We start from the raw sequence: 24,982 nt of genomic DNA on the forward strand, positions 1-24,982 counted from the left end.
CCTTGCACACATCTATCGGAGGGACCGATGAACAGCTACCGAGTTGCGCAGGTGACCGCCCCGGGCGGCTCCTTCGAGATCGTCGAGCGAGAGGTGCCGCAGCCCGGCCCCGGACACGTCAGAATCGCCGTGGAGGCGTGCGGTGTCTGCCACAGCGACGCCGGTTTCGTCGGGGGGCATCTGCCGGGAGTCTCGTTCCCGGAGGTGCCTGGACACGAGATCGCCGGGCGCATCGAGGAACTGGGCGACGGGGTGCACGAGCGCGGGTGGCAGGTGGGTGACCGAGTGGCGGTCGGCTGGTTCGGCGGTAGCTGCGGTCACTGCATCCGCTGCCGTCAAGGCGACTTCATCGTCTGCGAGAACCTGAAGGTCCCCGGCTGGGCCTACGACGGGGGCTTCGGCGACAAGATGATCGCGCCCGCCGACGCGCTCGCCGAAATCCCCGACGATCTCGCGGCGACCGACGCGGGACCCATGGCCTGTGCCGGTGTGACGACGTTCAACGGACTGCGACGCAGTTCCGCCAGGCCCGGAGACCTCGTCGCCGTCCTTGGCCTGGGCGGCCTGGGGCATCTCGGCGTCCAGTACGCGTTCGCCCTCGGCTTCGAGACCGTGGCGATCGCCCGCGGCGCCGAGAAGGCGGAGTTCGCCGAGCGGCTGGGTGCCCACCACTACATCGACAGCACCTCGGACGTCCCGGTCGCGGAGGCGCTGCAGGCCCTCGGCGGTGCGAGGACCGTGCTGGCCACCGCGGGAAATTCCCAGGCCATCAGTGCGACCGTGGAAGGGCTGACACCGCGAGGTGAGCTGGTGGTCATCGGGGCGGATCCCTCGCCGATGAGCATCGCCCCCGCCCAACTGCTTCTCAGCGGCCGTGTCGTCCGCGGCCATCCGTCCGGCACCTCGCAGGACGTGGAGGACACCATGGCCTTCAGCGTCCTGCACGGCATCCGGCCGATGACCGAGACCGTGCCGCTGGACCACGCCGATGAGGCTTTCCAGAAGATGCTCTCCGGAGCCGCCCGCTTCCGGATGGTGCTCACACCCGCCTGACCGACCAGGCAGGTGCGGTCGCGGGCCGGTCACGTCGCCACCCGGTGGAACGGCTCGCGACCGCACCTGCCGGACAGGGCCCGGCGGGGTCAACCGGCCTGGCGGTCCAGCGGGTTGGCGCGGACGCGTTCGGCGAGGCCGCCCCGGACCGACACGGCCGGTGAGCTCTGCGGCTTACGGGCGGCCTGGTCCTGGAAACAGGCCATGAACTCGTCCGCGAGTCCCGCGCGCGGGTACCGGGCCAGGACGTCCGCCTGGAAGCCGGCGGTGAAATCGTCCAGATGCCGCCCCGAGATGTCCACGCCGGTGGCCCGCTCCAGCAGATGACCCTCCGGGTCCTCCCGCACGTCCACCTTGTCCCACATGTGCCGGACGATGACCTCCGACAGGCGCTGTCGACGCTCCGCCGGCCATCCGGCACCCGCCGCGAACACCCAGGCCACATGCCCGCCGGCCACGTCGAAGTCGACCCTGTGACTGTCGAACTCCGCGACCAGCCCTATGTCGTGGAGCAGCGCGGACACGTACAGCAGCTCGGCGTCGTGCTCGATGCCACGCTGCGCGGCATACGCGGAGGCCCACACATAGGACCGCACCGAATGGTTGAGCAGCGCGGGGGAGCAGTACGCGGTGGCGACTTCGAGGGCGGCGGCGCAAGCGGCCGTGTCGGGGGCGACCGGCACGGTCAGGTCTCTGTGGGGGCTGTGATCAGTCATGCCGCCGAGTATGCCTCTCCGCCCTGTCCCGGTCGCTCCCCTTCCGGTGTCGAGACGGCCGCTCCTCGACGGGCCAGGTCCGCGAGGGGATGAGCCGTGGTCCGCGGCACGATCGGCTTCCGCTGCGCCGCACAATTGCGCAAGAATTTGCGTGACTTGCGTTCGCTTGCAGTGTCGCTTCACTTGGCGCGACGAGCCTCACGTATTGGTCCAATTGTCGGCCATGTGGGGGTGCTTGGTCGACCCTTGGTGCTGAGGCGCGGGTGTTGATGGTGAAACTTGTGACGTCATGACGGTAGACGTACTCGCACTGCTCTGCAATATTGCGATGAAACAATGCAAGAAGCTGCGCGTATGCTCCGTTGAGGACGCCGTACGCGCGTGCAGCCGCCTCTTGCCGTTCTTCGCAACGCGCCACCGCTCTGCCCAGGAACGAGCCGACCCCGCCGCCCCTCCGGCGCGCGAACCTCCGCAGGGAGTGAACCCCGCATGACTCCACACAAGCCGAGATCCTGGAGACACCGCGCAGCCACCGCCGCGCTGGCTTCCACCGTCATGGTTCTGGGCCTGCCCGCCGTCGGTGCCCACGCCGCCGGCGGTCCCGATGCCGCCGCGGACGCCGCCACCAAGGCCGGCAGTGCCCGCGCCGCACACGCGGCCGTCAACGTCACCGACGGCGACACCGACACGTATTGGCAGGCCGGAAAGAAGTCGGCCCAGTGGGTGCAGACCGACCTCGGGCGGACCGAGCGTGTCCGCCAGGTCGTGCTGCGCCTGCCCGAGCACTGGCAGACCCGCAAGCAGACGCTGGCACTCCAGGGAAGCGCCGACGGAAAGAGCTTCGCCACGCTCAAGTCGTCGGCGCAGTACGTCTTCAGCCCCGGCAACGACAACACGGTGAAGGTCTCCTTCCCCGCGACCCTCGCCCGGTACGTACGGGCCGACTTCAGCGGCAACTCGGTGGCACCCACGGCCCAGCTCGCCGAGATGCAGGTCCTCACGGCCGCCGCCTCGACCCCCAACCTCGCGCAGGGCAAGCCCTTCACCGAGAGCGGGCACGCCGACGTCTACCCCGCCGCCAACGCGGGTGACGGCAACCGCAACACCTACTGGGAGAGCACCAACAACGCCTTCCCGCAGTGGATCCAGGTCGACCTCGGCTCATCGGTCAAGGTGAACCAGGTGACGCTGCGGCTGCCCGGCGGCTGGCCGAGCCGCAGCCAGACCCTGAAGGTCCAGGGCTCCACCGACAACCAGAACTTCACCGATCTGACGGCCTCGAAGGCGTACACCTTCGACAGCTCCAACGACCAGTCGACGACCATCTCCCTCGACACGGTCACCACGCGGTACGTGCGCGTGCTGATCACCGCCAACACCGGCTGGCCGGCGGGGCAGTTATCCGAGCTGGAGGTCTACGGACCCGCCACCGGCGACACCCAGGCGCCGACCGCTCCGTCGAACCTGGCCCTCACCGAGCCGGCCACCGGGCAGATCAAGCTGACCTGGAACGCGGCGAGCGACGACACGGCCGTCACCGGGTACGACGTCTACGCCAACGGCCAACTGCGGGCGAGCGTCGCCGGGAACGTCCTGACCTACACCGACACCCAGCCGGCCGGCACCGCCATCACGTACTTCGTGCGGGCCAAGGACGCCGCGGGCAACGTCTCCTCCAACAGCAACAGCGTGACCCGGCAGGGATCGGGCGGGGACACCCAGGCACCGACGGCCCCCGGCAACCTCGCCTACACCCAGTCCGGCAACGACGTGAAGCTCACCTGGCAGGCGTCGAGCGACAACGTCAAGGTGACCGGCTACGACGTCTACGCGGGCGGCCAGCTGCTCAAGTCCGTCGCGGGCGACGTCACGACGTACACCGACACCCCCTCGGCGACGGCCACCGTCACCTACTACGTGAAGGCGAAGGACGCCGCCGGGAACGTGTCGGCGGCCGGCAACAGCGTCACCCGGACCGGCTCGACCGGCTCCGGCTCCAACCTCGCCGAGGGCAAGCCCATCGAGGCCTCCTCCTCCACCTTCACCTACGTCGCCGCCAACGCCAACGACGGTCAGATCGGCACCTATTGGGAGAGCGGAGGCGGCGCCTACCCGGCCACGCTGACCACCAGGCTGGGGGCCAACGCCGACCTCGCCCAGGTCGTCGTCAAGCTCAACCCGGACGCCGCCTGGGCGACCCGCACCCAGAACATCCAGGTGCTCGGCCGTGACCAGGACGCGGCGGCCTTCACCGGCCTCGTCGCGGCGAAGGACTACACCTTCAACCCGTCGAGCGGGAACACCGTGACCATCCCGGTCACCGGGGCCGCCGCCGACATCCAACTCAAGTTCACGTCCAACTCCGGTGCCCCGGGCGGACAGGTCGCCGAGTTCCAGGTGATCGGCACCCCGGCCGCCAACCCCGACCTCAAGGTCACCGGCATCACCAACACACCCGCGGCACCGGTCGAGTCGGACGCCATCAGCCTGACGGCGACCGTCACCAACAGCGGGACCAAGGCGTCCAAGGCCACCGACCTCAACTTCACCCTCGGCGGCACCAAGGTCGCCACGGCCGACGTCCCGGCGCTCACGGCCGGTGAGACGAAGACGGTCACCGCGAGCATCGGGGCCCGGGACGCGGGCAGTTACCCCGTCGGCGCCGAGGTGGACCCGTCGAACAAGGTGATCGAGCAGAACGAGGCGAACAACACCTTCACCCGCTCCGACGCCCTGGTCGTCAAGCCCGTCTCCAGCTCCGACCTCCTGGCCGCACCGGTCTCCTGGAGTCCCTCCAGCGCCTCGGCGGGCGACGAGGTCAAGTTCACCGTCGCGATCAAGAACCAGGGCACGGTGGCCTCCGCCTCCGGCACCCACGGGGTGACGCTGACGGTCCAGAACTCCAACGGCGCCACGGTCAAGACGCTCAGCGGCTCCTACAGCGGTGCCATCGCCGCGGGCCAGACGACCGCGCCGGTCAGTCTGGGCTCGTGGACGGCCGCCAACGGCAAGTACACCGTCAAGACCGTCATCGCCGACGACGCGAACGAACTGCCGGTCAAGCGGACCAACAACACCACCACGCAGGCCCTGTTCGTCGGCCGCGGCGCCGACATGCCGTACGACATGTACGAGGCGGAGGACGGCACCCTCGGTGGCGGCGCCAAGGTCGTGGGACCGAACCGGACCGTCGGCGATGTCGCCGGCGAGGCGAGCGGCCGCAAGGCGGTGACCCTCAACGGGACCGGACAGTACGTCGAATGGACCACCCGTGCGGCCACCAACACCCTGGTGACCCGTTTCTCGATCCCGGACGGCACCGACTCGACGCTCAACGTCTACGTGGACGGCCAGTTCCTCAAGGCGATCGACCTCACCTCGAAGTACGCCTGGCTGTACGGCAGTGAGACCGCGCCCGGCAACTCGCCCGGCTCCGGTGCCCCGCGCCACATCTACGACGAGGCGAGCCTGCAACTCGGCAGGACCGTCGCGGCCGGCTCCAAGATCCGGCTCCAGAAGGACGCGGCCAACTCCTCCACGTACGCCGTCGACTTCATCAACACCGAGCAGGCGACGGCGGCCGCCAACCCGGACCCGGCCGCGTACGCGGTCCCGACCGGATTCACCCACCAGGACGTGCAGAACGCCCTGGACAAGGTCCGCATGGACACCACCGGCAAGCTCGTCGGTGTCTACCTGCCCGCCGGTGACTACGACACCTCCAGCAAGTTCCAGGTCTACGGCAAGGCGGTCAAGGTCGTCGGGGCGGGCCCCTGGTTCACCCGCTTCCACGCCCCCTCCTCGCAGGAGAACACGGACGTCGGCTTCCGCGCCGACTCCACGGCCAACGGCTCGACGTTCGCCGGCTTCACCTACCTCGGCAACTACACGTCCCGCATCGACGGCCCGGGCAAGGTGTTCGACTTCGCCAACGTCGCGAACATCACCATCGACAACATCTGGGTCGAGCACATGGTGTGCATGTACTGGGGCGCCAACACCGACAGCATGACCATCAAGAACTCCCGTATCCGTAACACGTTCGCCGACGGCATCAACATGACGAACGGCTCCACGGACAACCACGTCGTCAACAACGACGCCCGTGCCACCGGCGACGACAGCTTCGCCCTCTTCTCGGCGATCGACGCCGGAGGCGCCGACGAGAAGAACAACCTCTACGAGAACCTGACATCGACGCTCACCTGGAGAGCGGCCGGCATCGCCGTCTACGGCGGGTACAACAACACCTTCCGCAACCTCCGGGTGGCCGACACCCTGGTCTACTCCGGCATCACCATCTCCTCGCTGGACTTCGGCTATCCGATGAACGGCTTCGGGACCGAGCCCACGACCATCGAGAACGTGTCCCTGGAGCGGACGGGCGGCCACTTCTGGGGCTCGCAGGTCTTCCCCGCCATCTGGGCGTTCTCCGCCTCGAAGGTCTTCCAGGGCATCCGGGTCAACGACGTCGACATCGACGACTCCACCTATGGAGGCGTGATGTTCCAGACCAACTACGTCGGTGGGCAGCCCCAGTTCCCGGTGAAGGACACCATTTTCACCGACGTCTCCATCACGAACTCCAAGAAGAGCGGGGACGCCTTCGACGCCAAGTCCGGATTCGGCATCTGGGCCAACGAGTTGCCGGAGCCCGGCCAGGGGCCGGCGGTCGGTGAAGCCACCTTCCGCAACCTGCGGATGAGCGGCAACGCCCAGGACATCCGCAACACGACCAGCACCTTCAGGATCAACGTCGAGTAGGTGCCGGACACCACCGATCGGTACGGGGCCGCCCTCACCGGGGGCGGCCCCGTACCCGTGCTTCGAACGAGTGCCGCATGCGCGGCCGTTTCGGAGCGGGGCGCGCTCTTTGCCGTGGTTATGGTGGGTCAACGCGATTTGGGCGAGGCCGAGTAGGGCTCCTCGTAGGGTACGGGCCTGCCGGTGAACGCGTCGAGGAGGATGCGCTCACCGACCGGGCGGCGCAGCTTCACCGTCACCTTCTTGGCGAGTGCCTGGCTGGTGCACGGTCCGTCGGAGGTGCCACGGATCGAGGCCGAGAGCACCACGCTGCCCTCGGCCTCGAGCACATCGACGGCCGGGCCGTCGTCGCACGCGCCGTGCTTGGCGAGCACGGTGAGCGTCCGGCCGTCCCGCGCGACGGTGTTCAGCCCGTAGAGCGGTACCAGTTCGTCCGTCTCCTGCTGTACGGCCCCGATCGGGAAGCGGAGCGGTTTCGGGGGAGTGACCGCGACGCGTTTGAGCGGGGTGTCGTAGCCCTTGACCGTGAAGAGCCAGGCGGGCACGGTCGCTTTCCCCCTGCTGGTCAGTACCGTCATGTCGCCGAGCCGGGCACCGGTCACGGTGAGTGCCGGGCCGGGGTTCTCGCCGCGGTCCAGCTTGTCGTAGGCCGCTCGTGCCGAGGTGAGGGGGAAGGAGAGGGCTTCGCCGTCGGTCCACCGGATCCTCCCCGGCTTCTTCGGAGCGTCGGGGAGGGGGGTGCGCAGGTCGAAGTTCTGGGCGGCGTACGCGCGTTTGTCGGCGTCGTTGTGAAAGGCGCCGTCCGGCAGCTGAACGGGGTCGCCGAGCAGGTAGTAGTCCTGATACCACGCGCGCGCCGTCTCGGAACCCTCCCAGGCGGCGGCGACGCGGCGGGCGCGCTCGGCGGTGTCGTCGTCGCGGACGTGCCCACCGCCGGGCACACTCAGGTCGCCGCATCCGACGACCGCGGCGGCGACCAGGCCGAGGGTTACGAGTAGTTTGCAGGACCGCATGATGCCCCCATGGAAAGACGGTCGAACGGAGCCGGATCCGGTTCCGCACCTGTGACGCCCAGGGCATGCCGGACGTTCGGCTTCCCGCGTGAGCCGTGCATTTGCCGTCATCGCCGGGATGTCCTCATTCCCCTCCCTCGTCTGGTAACGGCTGTTACCATGCTGGTATGGCGAAGACACAGCTGGGCGCGCGTGTGGACGAGGACATCGCGGACCTCGCGAAGAAGCGAGCCGCCGACCTGGGGCTGAGTATCGGGGACTATCTCGCCCGACTGGTGCAGGACGACACCAGCGGCCTGCGTGCCCGTGCGGTGGACGCGGCAGCCCGCTTCCTGAGCGAACACCAGAGTGTCTTCGACGAGGTCGAACAGGCCCAGCAGACGGCCCGGGGAGCGCACGCGGCCTGATGGATCTGCACATCGACGTTCCCTGGATCCTTCAGGTGGCCGAGGCCGCCGGAGCCGACGATCCGGCTCCGGACGACTACGGCGTTCCCGCCTCGGCGGTCGCGCGCCACCGCGCCGAACTGTTCGAGCGACCCGTCTACGAGGGCCCCTACGCCAAAGCCGCCGCCCTGGTGCACACCCTGGGCCGGTGCCGCTGGCTGGAGCGCTCCAATCTCGCCGTCGCCGCGGCCAGCGGCGTCATGTACCTCGAAGCCGCCGGGATCGGCGTCAAGCCCGTACGCGAGGACGCCATCGCCCTCAGGGACCTGCTCCTCGACCCCGCCTGCACCGCCGGGAAGATCGCCGCCCTGCTGCGGACCTGGCCCACCACCACCTGACGCCCACTGGCCAGGCGCTGCTTTGCCTTCGCCCTTGTTCCGTGTGTGCGGAACCGCATCTGCGCGCCCGCGAACCCGCCCTGTTCGATGCTCTTGAGAAGGCCGCCGTCCCGGTGACACCTGCTGACCGGGAAGGGGCGGGCGTCGGGGGCACGCGTGCGCACCGCATGGAGGACACCGATGAACTCACTCCGAACCGCGCACGCCCGCGGCTTGGCGCTGACCATGGCGGTCGGCCTGTCCGTCACGGCGTGCACGAGTGCCGACCCCGGTGAACCCGACCGCGGTGCCAAGAGCAAGGTGTACGGCCCCCCTCCGGCCAGCTGGTGTGTGAACGGCGTGCCGAGCGCGTCGTCCGGTGCCGGCGAGCTCCACCGTGGAGCGCTCCATGACGACCTCAACGGCGACGGCTACTCCGATGTCGCCTTCCCTGTTCCGCGCGGCGACCTCGGCCGGAGCAAAGCCCGTCGAAAGCCCGGCTATGTGGCCGTCGTGTACGGCTCGTCCCACGGTCTGCGGATCTCGTCCAAGCAGATCTTCGACCAGGACAAGCCCGGCGTGCCGGGAGTCGGCGAACCGGGTGACTACTACGGCAGTTCCGTGACCACCGCGGACCTCGACCAGGACGGGTACGCGGATCTGATCGTCGGGTCCCGCGAGAACAGTCACGACGAGGCGTACGGAAGCGGTGGGGTCGAGGACGGGCGACTCCGCCGGTATCACTGGCAGGGATCCCTCTCGGTCATCTGGGGAGGCCGGCACGGGCTGTCCGGCTCGGTCACGCTGCCCAGTCGCGCCGCCTCCCGCGACGGGGTCGGTTCGCTCGTCGTGGCGGGGGACTTCGACGGCGACGGTGCGCCGGATGTGGCGACCCAGGTCCGGGGCGGCGACCTGCGCGTCCTGTCCGGGCCGTTCGGGCATGACGGCACGCCGGCCGGCGGCGTGCACGACGTGAAGGGCCCGCGCGAAGCCGGGATGAGGGACCTGGCCGCCGGGGACGTGAACGGCGACGGCATCACCGACCTGGTCTCCGTGGGTGAGACGGAGAACGGGAGCACGAGCCGAAGCGACGTCCTGTACTGGAAGGGCACCCCTGACGGCCTCACCGCCGGCGTCGCCCTGAGCGGTATCCACGGTCCACAGGACGCCGGTCATGCGGTGGCCGTCGGGGATGTGAACGGCGACGGTTACGCCGACATCGTCACCAACGCCTTCTTCGAGTTCGTCCCCGTCGACAGCGGCGCCGGCGGCAGTGGGGTGGAGGAGCAGGAGTACGCCAGGAAGTACCGCCTGCCGCACCTCAAGAGCGGGGCGGTCGTCTATCTGCCGGGCGGCAGGAGCGGCCCCGACGTCGAGAAGATGACGATGCTCAACCAGGACAGTCCTGGAATACCCGGCGTCGCCCATGAGGATTCCGGAGCCGACGAGGAGGGCGGGACCGAGTACTTCGGCGCCGGCGTCTCGGTCGGCGACATCGACGGTGACGGGTACGCGGACGTATCCGCCGGAATACCGCAGAAGGACGTCGGCGGCGCGGACGGCGCGGGCAGTGTCGTCACGCTGCGGGGAACCGCGCACGGCCTGACCGGAAAGGGCGCGCAGCTCCTCACCCAGGACACCGTAGGCGTGCCCGGCACCGCTCAGGGCGCCGACGCGTTCGGGTCAGCGACCAAGATCGTCGACGTCGACGGCGACGGCCGTGCCGATGTGCTCGCCGGGGGTGAGGTCGCTCCGGACGGCACCCCGCACGGCGCTCGCGGCGCGGTCTGGGTGTTTCCGTCGACGGCGTGCGGGGTGACCCCGAAGGGCTCGATCGTCATCGGACCCAGCACCCTCGGCGCCCCCGAACAGTTCAACTCCGCGCTGGGCGCGGACTTCAACTCCTGACCACGGGATCCGTCAGCACGGCACGGCCATGATGATCACACGCAGCCTCATCGACGCCGCCGCGATCACCGACGCCGAGCTGAACGCCCTGCTCGGCTACGAACGGCGCTCGCGCCTGACCGCCGCCTGGCTGATCGGTGTCGCCCGCCGCACGTCGTTCCGCGAGCGCCTCGGGGACCTGCTCCTGGCCAGCGAGGTCTGCTACTCCGGCGGCGCCTACTGCTTCGCCCTGGCCCGCCTCGGCACGCACGCGGACGCCGAGATCCTCACCGCCTACCTCGACCACTACCTGCCGCGCACCGACCTGCGCTACGACCAGCCCGCCGCCCTCGGTGCACTCCTCCGCCTCGACGCCCACCTCGGCACCCGCCACGCGGATCGCTTCACCGGACCCGACGGCCTCTGGGAGCAGTGGGTCGACTCCCTGGCCCACCTCCGGGGCGACCCCCGCTGGATCCCCGCCGAACAGCGTCGCCGGACCGACCTCCGGTGCGACTTCGCCAACGGCTGGACCCTCGGGTAGGCAGATCCCGGCCCGCGGCCCGCGGCCCGGACAGCCGGAGCCCAGCTCGGCCGGGTGGCGGCAGGTCGTGCGCAACCGGCGCTGCACAGGCGCCGGTTGCACACGACAGTTTCGGGTCGGCGCCGCTACAGGGACATCTCGTACGCGCCGGACAGTGCCTCCACGCGCTTCCAGATCCCGGCCGAGCGCGCCTCGTCCACGACGGGACGGCGGATCGCGCCCAGTGCCCAAGCCTGCTGCTGCTCGGTCGCGGAGTCCTTGCCGTGCAGTTCGACGCAGTGGCCGGAGAAGTCGCGGACCAGCACGGAGAACAGCTCGTCGAGCACCGACTCGTCCAGGTCCGTCAGACGCGCCTGCTCCAGGATGAGTTGTCCGTGCACCACCAGCGCGAACAACTGCCCCACGGCGAGGAGGAAGTCGAGGTCGCGGCTCTGCGCCTCGTCAGGGGCCATGGTGGTGACGAACTCGCACAGCGCGTCGGCCTGTTCGCGGAGGCGGGCGACGTTCGGGACCTCGGCGTAGGCGTCGTAGGCGGCGCGCCAGTCGTGGAAGCGGACGGAACCCAGGCCACGGGCCGGTCCCTGCCGGAAGAGGAAGTCGTCGTCGGCCGCGTCGAGTCGGGTCGGCACGGCGGGCACGTCGATCGGGTCCAGCAGGTGGTTGCGCATGAACTTGAGGATCAGCGCGAGGTTGACGTGGACCGTGCCCTCCAGCTTGGGCAGGCCCCGGATCTCGATCGCGGCCTGGGAGAAGTAGTTGTCCTTCTCGAAGCCCTTGGCGGCGATCACGTCCCACATCAGGTCGATGACCTTCTCGCCCTCCGTGGTCACCTTCATCTTCGTCATCGGGTTGAAGAGGAGGTAGCGCCGGTCCTCAGGACCCGCCGTACGGAAGTAGTCGACGGCGCGGTCGCTGAACAGCTTCATGCCGATGAGTCGGACGTACGCCTCGGCCAGCTCCCGGCGGACGTGCGGGAACGCGGTGACGGGTCGGCCGTAGAGGATGCGGTTCTGCGCGTGGGTGACGGCCTCGTACATCGCGTGCTCGCAGATGCCGATCGAGGCGGTGCAGAGGTTGAACTTGCCGACGTTGACCGTGTTGAGGGCCGCGTCGAAAGCGGCTCGGCCGGTGTGCAGGACGTCCTCGGAGGCGACCGGGTAGTTCTCCAGGCGGAACTCGCTGACGAACTTGGAGGAGTCGACGACGTTCTTCACCAGGTGGTACGCCGGGTGGCGGCTGTCGGCGGCGAAGAAGACGTATCCGTCCGGGCCCTCGACGTCGGTGCGGCGGCCGAACACGGAGACGAGGCCGGCGGCGTTGCCGTTGCCGATGTAGTACTTGGAGCCGGTGGCCAGGAAACCGCCGTCGGCCTGGGGCTCCAGCAGCATGTCGGTGGAGTAGATGTCGGCGCCGTGGGCCTTCTCGGACAGACCGAAGGCGAACACCTCGCCCTGGGACAGGAGGTCCGCGGCACGCGTGCGGGCCGTGGCGTTCTCGCTCTGCCAGACCGGGCCCAGACCGAGGATGGTCACCTGCCAGGCGTACCAGTAGTCGAGACCGTAGAAGCCGAGGATCTCGTTCAGCGCGGCGATCCGGGCGGTGTCCCAGCGCTGGTCCTCGTCCGTGGCGGCGGAGGCCGGGGTGAGGAAGGTGGCGAACAGGCGCTCCTTGGCGGCGAAGGCGAGGAAGTCACCGAGCCAGGCGCGGGTGCGGTAGTCCTCGATGATCCGGCGCTTGCCGCGCTCCTCGAACCAGTCGACGGTGGCGCGCAGCAGCCTGCGGGTCTCGGGGTCGAAGTGCGCCGGGTCGTAGGTGTGCGGGTTGAACAGCAAGGGAGTGGTGGTCACAGAGGTTCGCCTTCCGAGGGATGGAGGGTTGGGGATTGCCTGACGGGGAGAGGGAGGAAGCTTGGGTGAGTCAGGGCGACTGCCGCGCCGGGTCGCCCTGCGGGTCGCCGCCCGTGACACCGGTCGTCGTGCCGAGGGCGCGGAGCGTGGCGAGGACGTCGTCGAGCCAGGCGATCGTCATCCGCTCGTAGGCGATGCCGCCGCGCAGCACGACATGCTGCAGCTCCTGACCGGCGTCGAGCGGTGCGGGCGCGTCCGGACCGGTGAAGTCGCGCAGTTCCCCGGCGAGATAGCGCGCGAGCCGGTCGCTGTGGATCCGGTGGTGCCGTTCGACCTCGTCGACGAGCGCCGCCGGGTCATCGAAGGCGGCGCCGCGGATCTTCACCGCCAGTTCGTGACGGATGCTCTCCGGTTCGATCGGCTCGTGCAGCCACCGGGAGAGCGCGGCACGCCCGGGGCCGGCGACCGAGTACACCTTCTTGTCCGGCCGCCCCTGCTGCGGCACGTCCCGGACGGCGAGCACGCCCTCGCTCTCCATGCGCTTGAGCACGCGGTAGATCTGCTGGTGCGTGGCGGTCCAGAAGTACCCGATGGACCGCTCGAACCGCCGGGCCAGCTCATAGCCGGACCCCGGCTTTTCCAGCAGGGAGACGAGGATCGCGTGTTCGAGCGCCATACCGCACAGCTTTCTATGCAACTCGTTGCATAGGCAAGCGCCGCAGCCCTTGTGAGACACGGCTCACCCGGGCCGCCGCGCACGTCATGGGATCCCGCGAGGCGCTCACGGCGACGTCGTCGGCCTGCCCGCACGAGGGAAGCCGGGAAGTTCCGTCGTCGGCCCCGGAGGCGGCGGGCGGATCAGAACCACGGGGTGAAAGGGCCCGTGGCTCTGATCCAGCGGCCCAGCAACCTGACGATCTGCAGCACGGTCAGCGGCCACAGAACCGCGAAGCACCAGAGAAACGCGGCGTCCGACGTGCGGATGCCGACCACCGCGAGGACCACCGAGCACACCAGCATCAGTGCGACCGCGACGGGGAGGCGGCGCCCGCCGGACGGGTGGTGCGGCGCAGGCGCCGGCGCGTGGTCCCGCCGTAGCCCCTCCTCGATCTCCGCCAGCGCGGCACGTTCGCGCGCTGTGAGCCGGACACCGTCCGCGTGGTCCTTTTCGTCCACGGCCACGCACCTCCTGAGCGTTCTTCCACGGCGGCCGGTGGCTGCGAGCCTCCGGCGCCGGGGCGGCGGGTCACGTCACGCGAGGGCCGTCCTGCGGTTCCTCGTCCGGTTCGTCCGGCAGGCGCACGTCGCCGACGGCGACATTCACCTCCACGACCTCCAGGCCGGTCATGCGCTCGACGGCGGAGACCACGGCGACGCGCATGTCCGCGACCACGTCCGTGATGGCGTACCCGTACTCGACGACGACGTCGAGATCCACCGCGGTCTGCCGTTCACCGACCTCGACGCTCACGCCGCGGGTCTGACCGGGGCGCCCGGCGGGCACGCGGTCGCGGACGGACCCGAGGGCCCGGGTCATGCCCGTGCCGAGGTCGTGGACGCCCATCACCTCGCGCGCGGACGCCGCCGCGATCTTCGCCACCACGCCGTCGGCGATGGTGGTCCGTCCCTTGCCTCCCGGATCACCGGTGCCGGAGCGCCGGCTCCCCGTGGCCTCGCCCGTTTCGTTCCTGGTGGTCGCGGAGCGGGTGGTCAGGTCCGTCATCAGGACCTCCTCGGTATTCCGTGCGGACACCTCGCGTGACACTCGAGGGGGAGGGTCCATGCCCCTCAGTCATCGTCACACGAATGGCGCAATTCGTGCGATCCGGAGTGAATGCCGCGACGTCCGAACCGGGGCGTCGTCACAGCGCTCGCGCCGCGTAGGCCCGTACATCCGCGTCCGGGTCCGTCGTCGCCGTGGCCAGGGCCGCGCGGGCGCCCTCGGTGGCACGGTGGCGGGTCAGCGCGAGTACGGCGGCCTTGCGCACGTCGGCGTTCGGGTCGGCGAGGGTTCGGGCGAGGGCGGGGACGGCCGTGCCGGGGTCCGCGGCCGACAGGGCCTTGGCGGAGCCGGCCCGGACCTGCCAGGCCGGGTCGTTCAGGGCGGCCACGGCGCCGGCGTCCAGGGGCGCCGGGCAGCCGGTGGCCGCCAGCGCCTCGTAGGCGGCCGCTCGCACCAGGGCGTCCGGGTCGGCGACGAGCTCGGTCAGGACCGCGCGGGCCGGTCCTGAAGCCCTCGGTGTCGTGTCGTCGAGCCGCCCGGAGACGCCGGTGCCCAGCGCCCTGGCGATCGTGACGCGGACCTCGCGGGACGGATCCCCGGCCGCACGGGCAACCGCTTCAGTGGCGTCGACCGACACGAGCGCCCGTACGGCCTCGATCCGGACGGCGATGCTGGAGTCGGACAGAGACCCCCTGAAGAGTCCGGCGTCACCGAGGCGAAGGGCGCGCAGGACGTCGAGTGCGGCGGCGCGTACGACGGGGTCGTCGGCGGACAGGGCGGAGGCGAGGCCCTCGCGCAGGGCTTCTCCGGGCGGCAGCGTCTCGACGAGTTCGCGCAGTGAGCCCGCCGCGGCCTCGCGCACGCCGGCGTCGGTGTCGACGAGCGCGGCGGCGAGGGCCGGGCCGGTGCCGGTCGGCACGGTCTCCGTCAGAACGGTGACGGCGGTCCTGCGGACGACGGGGTCGGGGTCGGTCAAGTAGGGCGCGACGGCAGCGAGTTCGGGTTCCTCCTCCGCGAGCGAGAGGAGCTGGAGCAGGCGTGGCGTGGCAGGCGCCCCGGTGGCGGCACCGTGGGGGAGGGCCGTGCCCACCGGAGTGTGCTCGGGCCCCATCGCCACCGGTGCCGCTTCCCGGGTCCCGGCCGTCGCCACCTGCTCCGGGTGGACCTCACCGAGGTGACGGGAAGGACCGCCGACCGGGCGGAAGCCGTCGACCGGTACCGCGTACGGAGCCACCGGACGGGCCGTGAACTCCATCGCTCCGGAAGGGGACTTGTACAGGTCCAGGTGGTGGAACCAGGACGTGTCGTCGCGCCGAGGGTGGTCCAGGCGGTCGTGGTAGAGACCCCAGCGGGACTCCGTACGGGCCAGGGAGGATCGCGCCGCCATCTCCGCGCAGTCGCGGATGAAGGTGACCTCGGCGCAGCGCATCAGCTCGTGCGGGGTACGGGCGCCCATCGCGGAGATGTCGGCCCGCATCCGCTCGAACGCCTCCAGGGCGAGGGACAGCCGGGCCCCGGACTTCGGCGGGGCCACGTAGTCGTTCACGAAGCGGCGCAGCTTGTACTCGACCTGCGGCTGCGGGGGACCGTCCGGGTTGCGCAGCGGACGGTAGACCAGTTCGTGGGCCTCGCGCAGTTGCCCGGACGGCAACTCGCCCTCGTACGCCGTGTACCGGGCGGCGTCCGCGCCCGCCAGGTCGCCGAACACGAACGCGCCGATCATGTAGTTGTGCGGTACGCAGGCCAGGTCCCCGGCGGCGTACAGGCGCGGGACGGTCGTACGGGCGTGGTCGTCCACCCGTACCCCCGAGGCCGAATGGCCCCCGCACAGACCGATCTCGGAGATGTGCATCTCCACGTCGTGCGTACGGTAGTCGTGGCCGCGGCCGGAGTGGAACGTGCCCCGCGTCGGGCGTTCGGTCGAGTGGAGGATGGTCTCCAGGGCGGCGACCGACTCCTCCGGGAGATGGCTCAGCTTCAGGTACACCGGGCCGCGGTCGGACGCCACCTCGGCGGCGAACTCGGCCATCATCTGCCCGGACCAGTAGTCGGAGTCGACGAACCGCTCTCCGTGCCGGTTGACCTGGTAGCCGCCGAAGGGGTTGGCCACGTAGGCGCAGGCCGGACCGTTGTAGTCCTTGATCAGCGGGTTGATCTGGAAGCATTCGATACCGGTGAGTTCGGCGCCCGCGTGATACGCCATGGCGTAGCCGTCGCCCGCGTTGGTCGGGTTCTCGTACGTGCCGTACAGGTACCCGGAGGCGGGCAGGCCGAGGCGGCCGCAGGCGCCGGTCGCCAGGATCACGGCGCCCGCGCGGACGGTGACGAACCGCCCCGTACGGGTGTTGAACCCGGCCGCACCCACGGCCTTCCCGTCCGCCGTCAGCACGCGCACCGGCATCACCCGGTTCTCGATGCGGATCCGCTCCCGCATCTCACGCCGCCGCAACTGCCGGTACAGGACCTTCTTGACGTCCTTGCCCTCCGGCATCGGCAGCACGTAGGAGCCGGAGCGGTGCACCTGGCGGACCGCGTACTCGCCGTGTTCGTCCTTCTCGAACTTCACCCCGTACGACTCCAGGCGCTGCACCATCGCGAAGCCGCGGGTGGCGGTCTGGCGGACGGTGGACTGGTCGACGATGCCGTCGTTGGCGCGGGTGATCTCGGCGACGTAGTCGTCGGGCTCGGCGCGACCCGGGACGACCGCGTTGTTGACGCCGTCCATGCCCATCGCGAGCGCGCCGGAATGGCGGACGTGGGCCTTCTCCAACAGGAGGACGTCCGCGCCGTGTTCGGCGGCCGTCAGCGCCGCCATGGTGCCGGCGGTGCCGCCCCCGATGACGAGGACGTCGCAGCTCAGCTCCTCGGCGTCGGCGAGGGCGGGGATCTCCAGGGGGGTGTTCACGGAGGTGGTCACCGAAGGGCCTTTCAGGTACCGGGCGAGGAGAGGACTTCGCGTCGCAGCGCCACGCGCGCCGGGTCGTCGTGCGCGGTGCGGTCGCGGGGGCGCGGCACGTCGTGCAGCGCGGCGAGCCGGCCGGAGCCGAGCAGCGCCACCCGGTCGCCGAGGAACAGGGCCTCGTCGACGTCGTGGGTCACGAACACGACGGTCGCGCCCGTCCCCCGCAACACCTCCACCAGCAGATCCTGCATGCCGGCGCGGGTCTGGGCGTCGAGTGCGCCGAAGGGTTCGTCCATGAGGACGGCGCGCGGCGCCGGTGCCAGGGCGCGGGCCAGTTGGGCGCGCTGGCGCTGGCCGCCGGACACGCGGTGGGGCAACTGCCCCGACTGGTCGGCGAGTCCGACCCGGGTGAGCCAGGACTCGGCCTGGGCACGGCGATCGGCACGCGACAACCCTTGGATGGCGAGGGGCAGTTCGACGTTCGCGCGCAGGGTCCGCCAGGGCAGCAGGGCGTCCTCCTGGAAGACCAGGGCACGGTCGGCGGAGGGGCCCGTCAGCCGGTGCTCGTCCTGGGTGACCTCCCCGGTGAGGGGAGACAGCAGTCCGGCGAGCGTGCGCAGCAGCGTCGACTTGCCGCAGCCGGAGGGGCCGACGACGGTGAGGATCCCGCCGGGGGCGACGTCGAGGTCCACCCCCTGCAGCACGGGCGCGCCCGGGCGGCCGAGGGAGGCGTCGCGCAGCGCGAGGGCCGCCCCGGTGCGCGACGGTGAACGCACGTCAGACGAACTGGTCATGGGGCACGTCCTTCTCGGTCCTGGGCACGGTCCGTACGGGGACGGCGGCGCCGCGCGCCTGCCGCGGCACCCGCGCGCCGGGCACGTACGACGTACGTGGCAGCCAGCGGGTCAGACGACGGCCCAGGACCTCCACGGCCGTCGACGTGATCCAGCCGAGGACACCGATCGTGACCATCCCCACGAACACACCGGGATAGTTGACGATCGTGTAGTCCTGCCAGGTGCGGTAGCCGACGCCGTACTGGCCGGAGATCATCTCGGCGGAGATGACACAGATCCACGAGACGCCGAGGCCGACCGACAGGCCGCCGAAGACACCGGGCAGCGCGCCCGGCAGGACGACCGAGCCGAGGACGCGCAGACGTCCGGCGCCCATGGTGCGCACCGCCTCCTCCCACACCGGGGTCAGCGCCCGCACGGCGTGCCGGGTCGACACGAGTACCGGGAAGAAGGCGGCGGTGAAGGTGATGAAGACGATGCCCTGTTCGTTGGAGGGGAACAGGAGGATCGCCACGGGGACCAGGGCGATGGCCGGGATGGGCCGGACGACTTCCAGCAGCGGGCCGAGCAGGTCCTCGGCGAGGCGTGAGCGGGCCACGAGCACGCCCGTGGCCACGCCCAGGACGGCGGCGAGCAGGAAGCCGGTGAGGATGCGGGTGAGGCTGTCGGTGAGGTCCGTCCAGTAGTCGGGGCCGGACAGACGGTCGGCGAAGGCGCGTGCCACGTCGGCGACGGTGGGGAACTGCGAGAAGCGCAGCCACAGGTCGACGTCGAGGCCGGTCAGCAACTGCCAGACGCCGAGAGCGCCCGCGAGCGAGCCGAACCGCAGGGCGAACCGGCCCGCCCGCCCCGGGTATCGGGGCGTGAAGCGGGCGGCTTGTCGCGGGGCGCGGCTCATGACGCCCGCCGCAGTGCGTCGGCGTACGTGATGACACGGGCGCCGGTGTGCCCGGTGACGTACGCCTTCGCGGTCGCCGGTGCGACGAAGGGGAGCAGCCGGCCGCCGTCCGTCACCCAGACCGCCTTGTCGGCGAACCACAGGGTGCCGGTGGTGGCGTCGGGTACGTACGCGGCGCGGATCGTGGCCTTGTGCTCGGCGACATGACCCAGCAGTTGTTCCGGGGACTCGAAGGTACGGGTCTGCTGGGCGTCCTTGGGCCACACCTCCCCGGCGGCCGCCGGGGGCCGGGTGGCCAGGTGTTCGGCGTAGCCGGCTCCGAGTGCCTTCCTGACGTACCGGTCGTCGACGAAGGCGTCGACGTCCACGTCACCGGTGAGCTTCGCGGCCTTGAGGATCGTCACGTCCTGCTTCAGGGCGGAGACGAGCCGCGGTTTGACCGCCGGGTCGAAGGTGGAGATGCCGTGGGCGCCGTTGTAGAGGTAGACGACCTCGGCGGGCAGTCCGGTGGCCTCGGCGACCTTCTCGGCGGCGGGGACGGGGTGGGCGTCGAGATACTCCGTGGCCTCGGCCTGGGCCCTGAGGAAGGCTTCCAGGACGGCGGGCCGCTTCCGGGCGAAGTCCTCGCGCGCGGTGACACCGTGGAAGGTCGGCAGGTTGAGCTCGGCGCCGTCGTACAGGGCCTTCGCCTTGCCCTGGTAGGCGAGCAGACCCGGCCAGGCGACGAACTGGGACAGTGCGTCGGCGCTGCCCGCGGAGAGGGCTGAAGCCCCCACGGCGGGCTGCTGGTTGAGCTTCCGGATGCCCTTGTCGGGATCGATGCCGGCGCGTTGCAGGGCCCGGATGAGTGTGCCGTCGGCGGCCGAGCCGATGCTCGTCGAGACCTTCTTGCCCTTGAGACCAGCGAGCGAGCCGATCTTGGAGTCGGGAGCGGTGACGATGGTGTTGAGGCCGCCGCGGAGGTTGTAGCCGGTGACCGACACGAGGCGCGTGGGGCGGTTGAGCTGCCTGCCCCGGGCCGCGTTGATGAGGAGGGGGAAGTCGCCCATCGAGCCGATGTCGATCTTGCCCGCGGTCATCTGGGCGGTGATGGGGGCGCCGGTGGCGTAGTCCTGCCAGTCGACCTTGTAGGTGTGGCCGTCGTGGAGGGCGTCGAGTTCCTTCTCGAACGCGCCGAGCGAGCGCAGGAGGGTGCCCGCCGTGACGGTGTTGATGGTCTTGGACTGGTAGCCGACCGTGACGGTGACGGTGGAGCCGTCGCCTCCCGCCGCGGTGGTGCCGCCGCACGCCGTCAGCGGGAGGAGCAGGAGGAAGGTGGAGGCAACTGCTGTGCGTTTCATGGGAGTTCGAGACCTTTCGGGACCTGTCACCGGAGCAGGTAGGGCATGTTGACCGTGACGGCTCCGGTGGGACAGCGGGCCGCGCACGGGCCGCAGTACCAGCACTCGTCGACGTGCATGTACGCCTTGCCGTTGCTCTCGTCGATGGCGAGGGAGTCCAGCGGGCACATGTCCACGCAGAGCGTGCAGCCGTCGATGCACTTCGACTGGTCGATGGTCACGGGCACGTCGGCCCGCTGGGGCGCCAAGGGCATGGCTGTCTCCCGAAAGGTCGTGCGGAGGAAGGTGGTTGTGTTCAGTGCGAGCGGTGCAGGAGGCCGCTCATGGTGATGCGGTCGCCGCGGAACCGGATGAACTCCAGGTCGACCGGGCGGCCGTCGGCGAGGTGCGTGAGCCGTTCCAGCATGAGGACGGCCGTGCCGCGCGGGGCTTCGAGCACGGCGGCGGAGTGCGCGTCCGCGGTGACCGCCTCCAGGGTGATCTCGGCGTGCCCCAGGGGCCGGCCGGTGATCGTCTCCAGGAGACGGAAGACGTCGGTGTTCTCCAGGTCGGCGCCGAGCAGGGCGGTGCCGATGTCGAGGGGGATGTAGGTGAGGTCGAGGGAGAGGGGGAGGCCGGCCAGGCGGCGCAGGCGTTCGATGTAGAGGACGTCGGTGCCGGGCGGGACCTGGAGGCGTTCGGCGACCGGGGCCGGTGCCGGGGCGGGGCCCGCCGTGCGGACCTCGTTGGTGATCCGGCCGTGCTCATGGAGGGTTTCGGCGAGGCCCATCAGGCGGTCGAGTCCGTGACGGTACTTCCGGGCGACGACCACGGTGCCGACGCCCGGCTGGCGTTCGACGAGCCCTTCGGCGCGCAGCAGGTCGAGGGCCTGGCGGACGGTGTTGCGGGAGGCGCGGTAGTCGCCGGCGAGGATCGACTCGTGAGGCAACGTGTCCGTGGGGAAGCCGCCGGTGAGGAGCTGGTGGCGGAGCAGGTCGGCGAGCTGCCGGGCCCGGTCGGCGCGCAGCCGGCGCCGCGCGCGGTGGGCGGCGACGGTGGTCGCGCCCTGGCCGGCGTGGTCTCGGACGCGGTCGGTGGGAGGCACGGATCGAACCCTACCGATCGGATGGGGAAAGCCGTGTTGCCGGAATGTTGCGCCACCTGATGCCCGGCCGGATGCCCCGCTCACCTGGGGTTTCCGGCGGCTGACACGAACATGTGCCGCTTGCCGCCGCTTCGGGGACGGGATGCCGGGCGCGATCCGCCGTGGCGCCGGCGGCGGCTTCGGCGCGGTGGATCAGAGCGTCGGCCGGACAGGGACACCGTCCCGGCTTCCCTGTCCGGGGAGGGAGGCCGCGGGCGCGCGGCGTCAGAGGTTCGCCCACCTCCGCGGGTGTCGGTCGACGCGCGGACATCAGCGGCAGTCGGGCTGCCGCGACGCCGGCGAACGTGACGCCTTCGAGGATCTCGCCCTGGCTGAAATCCGCGCGGGCGCACCATCCGTACGGCTCGGGTCGGTTTCGACGCTCTCTCGTTCAGACGGGCAGGACGAACGGGGGGTGCGCGCCGTTGAGGAAGTAGTCCCCGACGTCACGGAGACGGTGACCGACGGGCTCGTACAACGTGTGGGTCCGCACGTTGCGCCAGAAGCGGTCGAAGCCCAGCCGTGTGGACGCCGAGCGGGCACCGATGACGTCGAGGGCGCGCGTGGTGGACTCCTGCGCGGCCCTGGACGCGGCGGCTTCGGCCATGGCCACGAGGACGGAGATCTCCGCGTACTCGTCGTAGTTCAGGTCTTCGCCGCGTGCCAGTCCGCCGTGCACGGCTCGCACCGCCTGCTCGGCGAGCGCCGCGGCGGAGCGGGTGAGAACGGTGAGTTCTCCGTGCAGGGTCAGCGCCTGCGGGTCGGGGGCGGAGCCGTCCGGCCAGGCGGGGTGCCGGAGCCGGTGGCCCGCCCTGCTGTACTCGCGTACCTCGGTGAGCACTCCCTCGGCGATGCCGAGAAGGAGCTGGACGGAAAGAAGGTGTCCGACCGGCGAGGTGAAGGCGGTCAGCGGCGACAGGACGTCCTCGTCCGCGGACAGGGATCCGAGCACGTTGGCGGCCGCGACCGGCACGGCGTGGAAGTCCACGCTGCCGCCGGCCGCGAGCCGCTGCCCGAAGGCGTCCGAGTCGCCCTCGATCCGTACGCCGGGATGGGAGGGATCGACGACTACGGCGAAGGGCTCTCCGGTGTCGGTCCGCTCGCCCCGTACGGCCAGGCGGTCGGCGACCAGGACCCCCGTGGCGTAGCTCTGCCGGCCGTCCAGGACGAAACCGCCGCCCTTCCTGGCCAGTCTCAGGGACGGTTCCTGACGGGCGAAGCCGCCACCCCAGAGACAGGGCTTCCTCGTGGAGCGCTGCACGGCCTCGGTGGCGCGGGCGGAGTCGGCGAAGGACAGTGCGCTCCACGACAAGAAGTAGTGACAGCCCAGCAGTTGACCGATGGCGCCGTCGGCGGCGGAGATCTCCCGGACGACGGCGTAGGCCGTCGTCCAGTCCGCGCCGCCTCCCCCCGCGTCGGCCGGTACCAGCAGCGTCAGCAGTCCCGCCTCGCGCAGCCGGGACACCTCGTCGAAGGGGGTCTTGCCCGCCTGCTCCCTGGTCACCGCGTCCGTGGCCAGGTCATCGGCCGTCTCACGGGCCGCGCGCAGCCAGTGCGCGTGGTCGGGTCCGGTCTGGTCGGATGCGGAGTCGGCTCCGGACGGTGCGGTGGCAACGGCCATGATGATGGTTTCCTCAAAATTCGGCGGCCAGGCGCCGTGTCGGGAATCTTCTGCCGGCCGGGCACGCGCGCGTGGCCCATGCGCCGGACGGTGACGATGCGGTGCCCGCTGGGTCCCGCCCCGCTTGTGGCGGGGGCGGTTTCGCGGGGATCGCCGGGGAGTGAGGGTCAGGCGGCACGCGCGGCGGGTGCCGGGCGCCCTACGCGGCGCGACAGATGGCGCTGGCGACGTGACCGAAGTCGACGTGCCGACGGCGAACCAGTCGCTGCTGCGTGGGGGGCATGTACATCATCCTGCGCATCCGTTGGACGTGCGGTCAACGGTTTCCTAGTAAATCAATAGGAAATCGGCGGGAGCGGTCCCACGGACGGTGGAGCGGGCCGGTGGGTACCGGCCAAGGCCGGTCGTCCGGCATGCGGGCCGTAGTTGACGGGACGCCAGATGTATTGCTCAATGAGTCGCATGAACGCGGAGCATCGCCTGGTCACCCGCGACCACATCGACTTCGGTCGGGTGTGGTCCGCCGCCTGTTGCGCCTGACGCGGCAGCGGGCCGTCCGAACGGCCCGCTCCTTCCCCCGGTGACCCGTCCCGGGCGGAGTTCTCCCTTCGCGGCATCGCCGTGAGCGTGTGCTGAACACCCGCTGAATCCGTCCTCGTCTTCTTCTCAGCCTTCTTCTTCCCAGCCTTCTTCCTTGTCTTCGTGTACGGGCGGTCCTGCGCGACCTGTCACGCGCTCCCGTCGCCCGACGCGACCCGGGCCCGGATCCGGGCACACCCACAGGACCGCAGAAAGGCCATCTCCCATGCCCGTGGAGTTCCTCGGCATCGCAGCCACCCATGACGGCTCCGAGACCACCCCGCGCTCCGGCGCGGCCTTCGACAAGGAGTACACGCTCCGGCTCGCGCGGGCGCACGAGGACAACGGCTGGGACCGGGTGCTGTTCGCCTACGGTTCCGGATCGCCGGATCCCGCCCCGGCCGCCGCCTACATCGCGAGCAGGCTGGACCGCCTCCAGATCCTGCTCGCCCACCGGCCCAACGTCTCGTACCCGACCTTCGCCGCGAAGACCTTCGCCACCCTCGACCAGATCAGCGAGGGCCGGCTCACCGTGCACTTCATCACCGGCGGCAACGACCGTGAGCAGGGCCGCGAGGGCGACACCCTCACCAAGGACGAACGCTACGCCCGCACACGGGAGTACATCCGGATCGTCAAGAAGATCTGGACCACCCACGAGCCCTTCGACCACGAAGGCGAGCACTACAGCTTCCACGACTTCGTGAGTGACGTCTTTCCGGTCCAGCAACCGCGTCCCGCCGTGTCGTTCGGCGGCTCCTCGCCCGCCGCGTACGCCGCCGGAGGCGCCGAGGCGGACGTCTACTGCCTGTGGGGCGAGCCGTTGGAGAGGACCGCCGAACAGATCGAGGCGGTGAAGGCCGCGGCGAAGGCGGCGGGGCGTACCGAAGTGCCGCGCATCCAGGTGGCGTTCCGCCCGATCATCGCCCCGACCGAGGAACTGGCCTGGGAGAAGGCACACCGCACCGTCGGCGCGATCAAGGCCCGCAGGGAGAAGGGCGAGCCGCTCACCAGGCGGCACAGCGGTGGTGGCCGGCCGCAGAACACCGGCTCGCAGCGGCTGATCGCCATCGCCGAGGCGGGGGAGCGGTACGACCGCGCCCTGTGGACCCCCACCGCCGCCGCGACCGGAGGCGCGGGCAACTCCAACGCCCTGGTCGGAACCCCGGAGACGGTGGCCCGGGCGCTGCTGGACTACTACGACCTGGGCGTCGACATCCTCTCCGCCCGCGGCTACGACCTGCTGGACGACGCGATCGACTTCGGCCGGTACGTGATCCCGATCGTCCGGGAAGAGGTCGCCAAGCGCGACGCCGAGCGAGCGACGCGCGGCACCCGGAGCTCCGTGGCGGTACAGGGCTGACGCCCCTCGCACGGCGGCCCTCACTCGCGTGAGAGTCGAGGGCCGCCGG

General features: G+C 70.6%; 20 protein-coding genes. 7 read left to right on the plus strand and 13 right to left on the minus strand.

Annotated elements, in window-relative coordinates:
- Window positions 1–27 precede the first annotated feature (27 nt).
- Entirely contained in the window at window positions 28–1,053 is a 1,026-nt protein-coding gene (locus tag ACFYW9_RS14445) for an alcohol dehydrogenase catalytic domain-containing protein (RefSeq protein ID WP_351870085.1), read from the plus strand.
- Window positions 1,054–1,142: 89 nt separating this feature from the next.
- Here the strand turns inward: ACFYW9_RS14445 and ACFYW9_RS14450 are convergent, their stop codons facing one another.
- Window positions 1,143–1,769 carry an HD domain-containing protein gene (locus ACFYW9_RS14450; RefSeq protein ID WP_389149195.1) on the minus strand — a complete coding sequence of 209 codons (627 nt, stop codon included), beginning with the start codon at window positions 1,767–1,769 and terminating at the stop codon, window positions 1,143–1,145.
- A 489-nt stretch (window positions 1,770–2,258) separates the two neighbouring features.
- On the opposite strand from ACFYW9_RS14450, the gene ACFYW9_RS14455 reads away from it, so the two are divergent.
- Window positions 2,259–6,533, plus strand: a complete 4,275-nt coding sequence (locus tag ACFYW9_RS14455) for a discoidin domain-containing protein (RefSeq protein WP_389149198.1) — start codon at window positions 2,259–2,261, stop codon at window positions 6,531–6,533.
- 128 nt (window positions 6,534–6,661) lie between these two features.
- Here ACFYW9_RS14455 and ACFYW9_RS14460 read toward each other — a convergent pair whose 3' ends face one another.
- On the minus strand, window positions 6,662–7,546 hold the full coding sequence (locus tag ACFYW9_RS14460) for a hypothetical protein (protein WP_389149201.1): 885 nt from the start codon (window positions 7,544–7,546) through the stop codon (window positions 6,662–6,664).
- 167 nt (window positions 7,547–7,713) lie between these two features.
- On the opposite strand from ACFYW9_RS14460, the gene ACFYW9_RS14465 reads away from it, so the two are divergent.
- The 4 genes from ACFYW9_RS14465 to ACFYW9_RS14480 all read left to right on the plus strand — a co-directional run bounded on the left by ACFYW9_RS14465 (window position 7,714) and on the right by ACFYW9_RS14480 (window position 10,740).
- Window positions 7,714–7,953 carry a hypothetical protein gene (locus tag ACFYW9_RS14465; protein WP_328663976.1) on the plus strand — a complete coding sequence of 80 codons (240 nt, stop codon included), beginning with the start codon at window positions 7,714–7,716 and terminating at the stop codon, window positions 7,951–7,953.
- Complete coding sequence (locus tag ACFYW9_RS14470) at window positions 7,953–8,330, plus strand: fic family toxin-antitoxin system, toxin component (RefSeq protein WP_351870095.1); 378 nt, start codon at window positions 7,953–7,955, stop codon at window positions 8,328–8,330. The genes ACFYW9_RS14465 and ACFYW9_RS14470 overlap by 1 nt, the downstream gene beginning before the upstream one ends.
- Window positions 8,331–8,510: 180 nt before the next feature.
- A complete protein-coding gene (locus ACFYW9_RS14475; protein ID WP_389149206.1) occupies window positions 8,511–10,217 on the plus strand; it encodes an FG-GAP and VCBS repeat-containing protein in 1,707 nt (568 codons plus the stop codon).
- Window positions 10,218–10,245: 28 nt separating this feature from the next.
- Complete coding sequence (locus ACFYW9_RS14480; RefSeq protein ID WP_389149209.1) at window positions 10,246–10,740, plus strand: DUF6000 family protein; 495 nt, start codon at window positions 10,246–10,248, stop codon at window positions 10,738–10,740.
- A 125-nt stretch (window positions 10,741–10,865) separates the two neighbouring features.
- On the opposite strand, the gene ACFYW9_RS14485 is transcribed toward ACFYW9_RS14480, so the two are convergent.
- The 11 genes from ACFYW9_RS14485 to ACFYW9_RS14535 all read right to left on the minus strand — a co-directional run bounded on the left by ACFYW9_RS14485 (window position 10,866) and on the right by ACFYW9_RS14535 (window position 22,991).
- The gene (locus ACFYW9_RS14485; protein WP_389149212.1) at window positions 10,866–12,587 is read right to left on the minus strand and encodes an acyl-CoA dehydrogenase family protein; all 1,722 of its coding nucleotides are present in this window, start codon (window positions 12,585–12,587) and stop codon (window positions 10,866–10,868) included.
- 70 nt (window positions 12,588–12,657) lie between these two features.
- A complete protein-coding gene (locus tag ACFYW9_RS14490; RefSeq protein ID WP_389149215.1) occupies window positions 12,658–13,263 on the minus strand; it encodes a PadR family transcriptional regulator in 606 nt (201 codons plus the stop codon).
- Between the two features lie 182 nt (window positions 13,264–13,445).
- The gene (locus ACFYW9_RS14495) at window positions 13,446–13,769 is read right to left on the minus strand and encodes a DUF3040 domain-containing protein (RefSeq protein ID WP_351870110.1); all 324 of its coding nucleotides are present in this window, start codon (window positions 13,767–13,769) and stop codon (window positions 13,446–13,448) included.
- Window positions 13,770–13,833: 64 nt separating this feature from the next.
- Window positions 13,834–14,310, minus strand: coding sequence for an Asp23/Gls24 family envelope stress response protein (locus ACFYW9_RS14500; RefSeq protein ID WP_389149218.1), 477 nt, complete (start codon window positions 14,308–14,310; stop codon window positions 13,834–13,836).
- Window positions 14,311–14,449: 139 nt separating this feature from the next.
- Window positions 14,450–17,227 (minus strand): fumarate reductase/succinate dehydrogenase flavoprotein subunit, encoded by a 2,778-nt coding sequence (locus ACFYW9_RS14505; protein ID WP_389149221.1) that lies wholly within the window; start codon window positions 17,225–17,227, stop codon window positions 14,450–14,452.
- 11 nt (window positions 17,228–17,238) lie between these two features.
- Window positions 17,239–18,006 carry an ABC transporter ATP-binding protein gene (locus tag ACFYW9_RS14510; RefSeq protein ID WP_389149224.1) on the minus strand — a complete coding sequence of 256 codons (768 nt, stop codon included), beginning with the start codon at window positions 18,004–18,006 and terminating at the stop codon, window positions 17,239–17,241.
- Entirely contained in the window at window positions 17,990–18,907 is a 918-nt protein-coding gene (locus ACFYW9_RS14515; protein WP_389149227.1) for an ABC transporter permease, read from the minus strand. The genes ACFYW9_RS14510 and ACFYW9_RS14515 overlap by 17 nt, the downstream gene beginning before the upstream one ends.
- On the minus strand, window positions 18,904–20,247 hold the full coding sequence (locus tag ACFYW9_RS14520; protein WP_389149230.1) for an ABC transporter substrate-binding protein: 1,344 nt from the start codon (window positions 20,245–20,247) through the stop codon (window positions 18,904–18,906). Before ACFYW9_RS14520 ends, ACFYW9_RS14515 begins: the two co-directional genes overlap by 4 nt.
- A gap of 26 nt (window positions 20,248–20,273) precedes the next feature.
- Window positions 20,274–20,501, minus strand: a complete 228-nt coding sequence (locus tag ACFYW9_RS14525; protein ID WP_351693958.1) for a ferredoxin family protein — start codon at window positions 20,499–20,501, stop codon at window positions 20,274–20,276.
- A 41-nt stretch (window positions 20,502–20,542) separates the two neighbouring features.
- Window positions 20,543–21,331 carry a GntR family transcriptional regulator gene (locus ACFYW9_RS14530; protein ID WP_351870124.1) on the minus strand — a complete coding sequence of 263 codons (789 nt, stop codon included), beginning with the start codon at window positions 21,329–21,331 and terminating at the stop codon, window positions 20,543–20,545.
- A 430-nt stretch (window positions 21,332–21,761) separates the two neighbouring features.
- Window positions 21,762–22,991, minus strand: coding sequence for an acyl-CoA dehydrogenase family protein (locus ACFYW9_RS14535; protein ID WP_389149235.1), 1,230 nt, complete (start codon window positions 22,989–22,991; stop codon window positions 21,762–21,764).
- A gap of 805 nt (window positions 22,992–23,796) precedes the next feature.
- Here ACFYW9_RS14535 and ACFYW9_RS14540 point away from each other — a divergent pair.
- Window positions 23,797–24,933, plus strand: coding sequence for an LLM class flavin-dependent oxidoreductase (locus ACFYW9_RS14540; protein ID WP_389149238.1), 1,137 nt, complete (start codon window positions 23,797–23,799; stop codon window positions 24,931–24,933).
- Window positions 24,934–24,982 lie beyond the last annotated feature (49 nt).

Origin of the sequence: Streptomyces sp. NPDC002698 (assembly GCF_042888945.1) — a bacterium.
GTDB lineage: Bacteria > Actinomycetota > Actinomycetes > Streptomycetales > Streptomycetaceae > Streptomyces.

What these genes read in the sequence shown, in the direction of transcription:
- ACFYW9_RS14520 (WP_389149230.1), bottom strand. Translation starts at nt 20,247, where the DNA reads ATGAAACGCACAGCAGTTGCCTCCACCTTCCTCCTGCTCCTCCCGCTG.
- ACFYW9_RS14500 (WP_389149218.1), bottom strand. Translation starts at nt 14,310, where the DNA reads ATGACGGACCTGACCACCCGCTCCGCGACCACCAGGAACGAAACGGGC.
- ACFYW9_RS14515 (WP_389149227.1), bottom strand. Translation starts at nt 18,907, where the DNA reads ATGAGCCGCGCCCCGCGACAAGCCGCCCGCTTCACGCCCCGATACCCG.
- ACFYW9_RS14510 (WP_389149224.1), bottom strand. Translation starts at nt 18,006, where the DNA reads ATGACCAGTTCGTCTGACGTGCGTTCACCGTCGCGCACCGGGGCGGCC.
- ACFYW9_RS14465 (WP_328663976.1), top strand. Translation starts at nt 7,714, where the DNA reads ATGGCGAAGACACAGCTGGGCGCGCGTGTGGACGAGGACATCGCGGAC.
- ACFYW9_RS14475 (WP_389149206.1), top strand. Translation starts at nt 8,511, where the DNA reads ATGAACTCACTCCGAACCGCGCACGCCCGCGGCTTGGCGCTGACCATG.
- ACFYW9_RS14540 (WP_389149238.1), top strand. Translation starts at nt 23,797, where the DNA reads ATGCCCGTGGAGTTCCTCGGCATCGCAGCCACCCATGACGGCTCCGAG.
- ACFYW9_RS14470 (WP_351870095.1), top strand. Translation starts at nt 7,953, where the DNA reads ATGGATCTGCACATCGACGTTCCCTGGATCCTTCAGGTGGCCGAGGCC.
- ACFYW9_RS14490 (WP_389149215.1), bottom strand. Translation starts at nt 13,263, where the DNA reads ATGGCGCTCGAACACGCGATCCTCGTCTCCCTGCTGGAAAAGCCGGGG.
- ACFYW9_RS14525 (WP_351693958.1), bottom strand. Translation starts at nt 20,501, where the DNA reads ATGCCCTTGGCGCCCCAGCGGGCCGACGTGCCCGTGACCATCGACCAG.
- ACFYW9_RS14480 (WP_389149209.1), top strand. Translation starts at nt 10,246, where the DNA reads ATGATGATCACACGCAGCCTCATCGACGCCGCCGCGATCACCGACGCC.
- ACFYW9_RS14455 (WP_389149198.1), top strand. Translation starts at nt 2,259, where the DNA reads ATGACTCCACACAAGCCGAGATCCTGGAGACACCGCGCAGCCACCGCC.
- ACFYW9_RS14450 (WP_389149195.1), bottom strand. Translation starts at nt 1,769, where the DNA reads ATGACTGATCACAGCCCCCACAGAGACCTGACCGTGCCGGTCGCCCCC.
- ACFYW9_RS14535 (WP_389149235.1), bottom strand. Translation starts at nt 22,991, where the DNA reads ATGGCCGTTGCCACCGCACCGTCCGGAGCCGACTCCGCATCCGACCAG.
- ACFYW9_RS14460 (WP_389149201.1), bottom strand. Translation starts at nt 7,546, where the DNA reads ATGCGGTCCTGCAAACTACTCGTAACCCTCGGCCTGGTCGCCGCCGCG.
- ACFYW9_RS14445 (WP_351870085.1), top strand. Translation starts at nt 28, where the DNA reads ATGAACAGCTACCGAGTTGCGCAGGTGACCGCCCCGGGCGGCTCCTTC.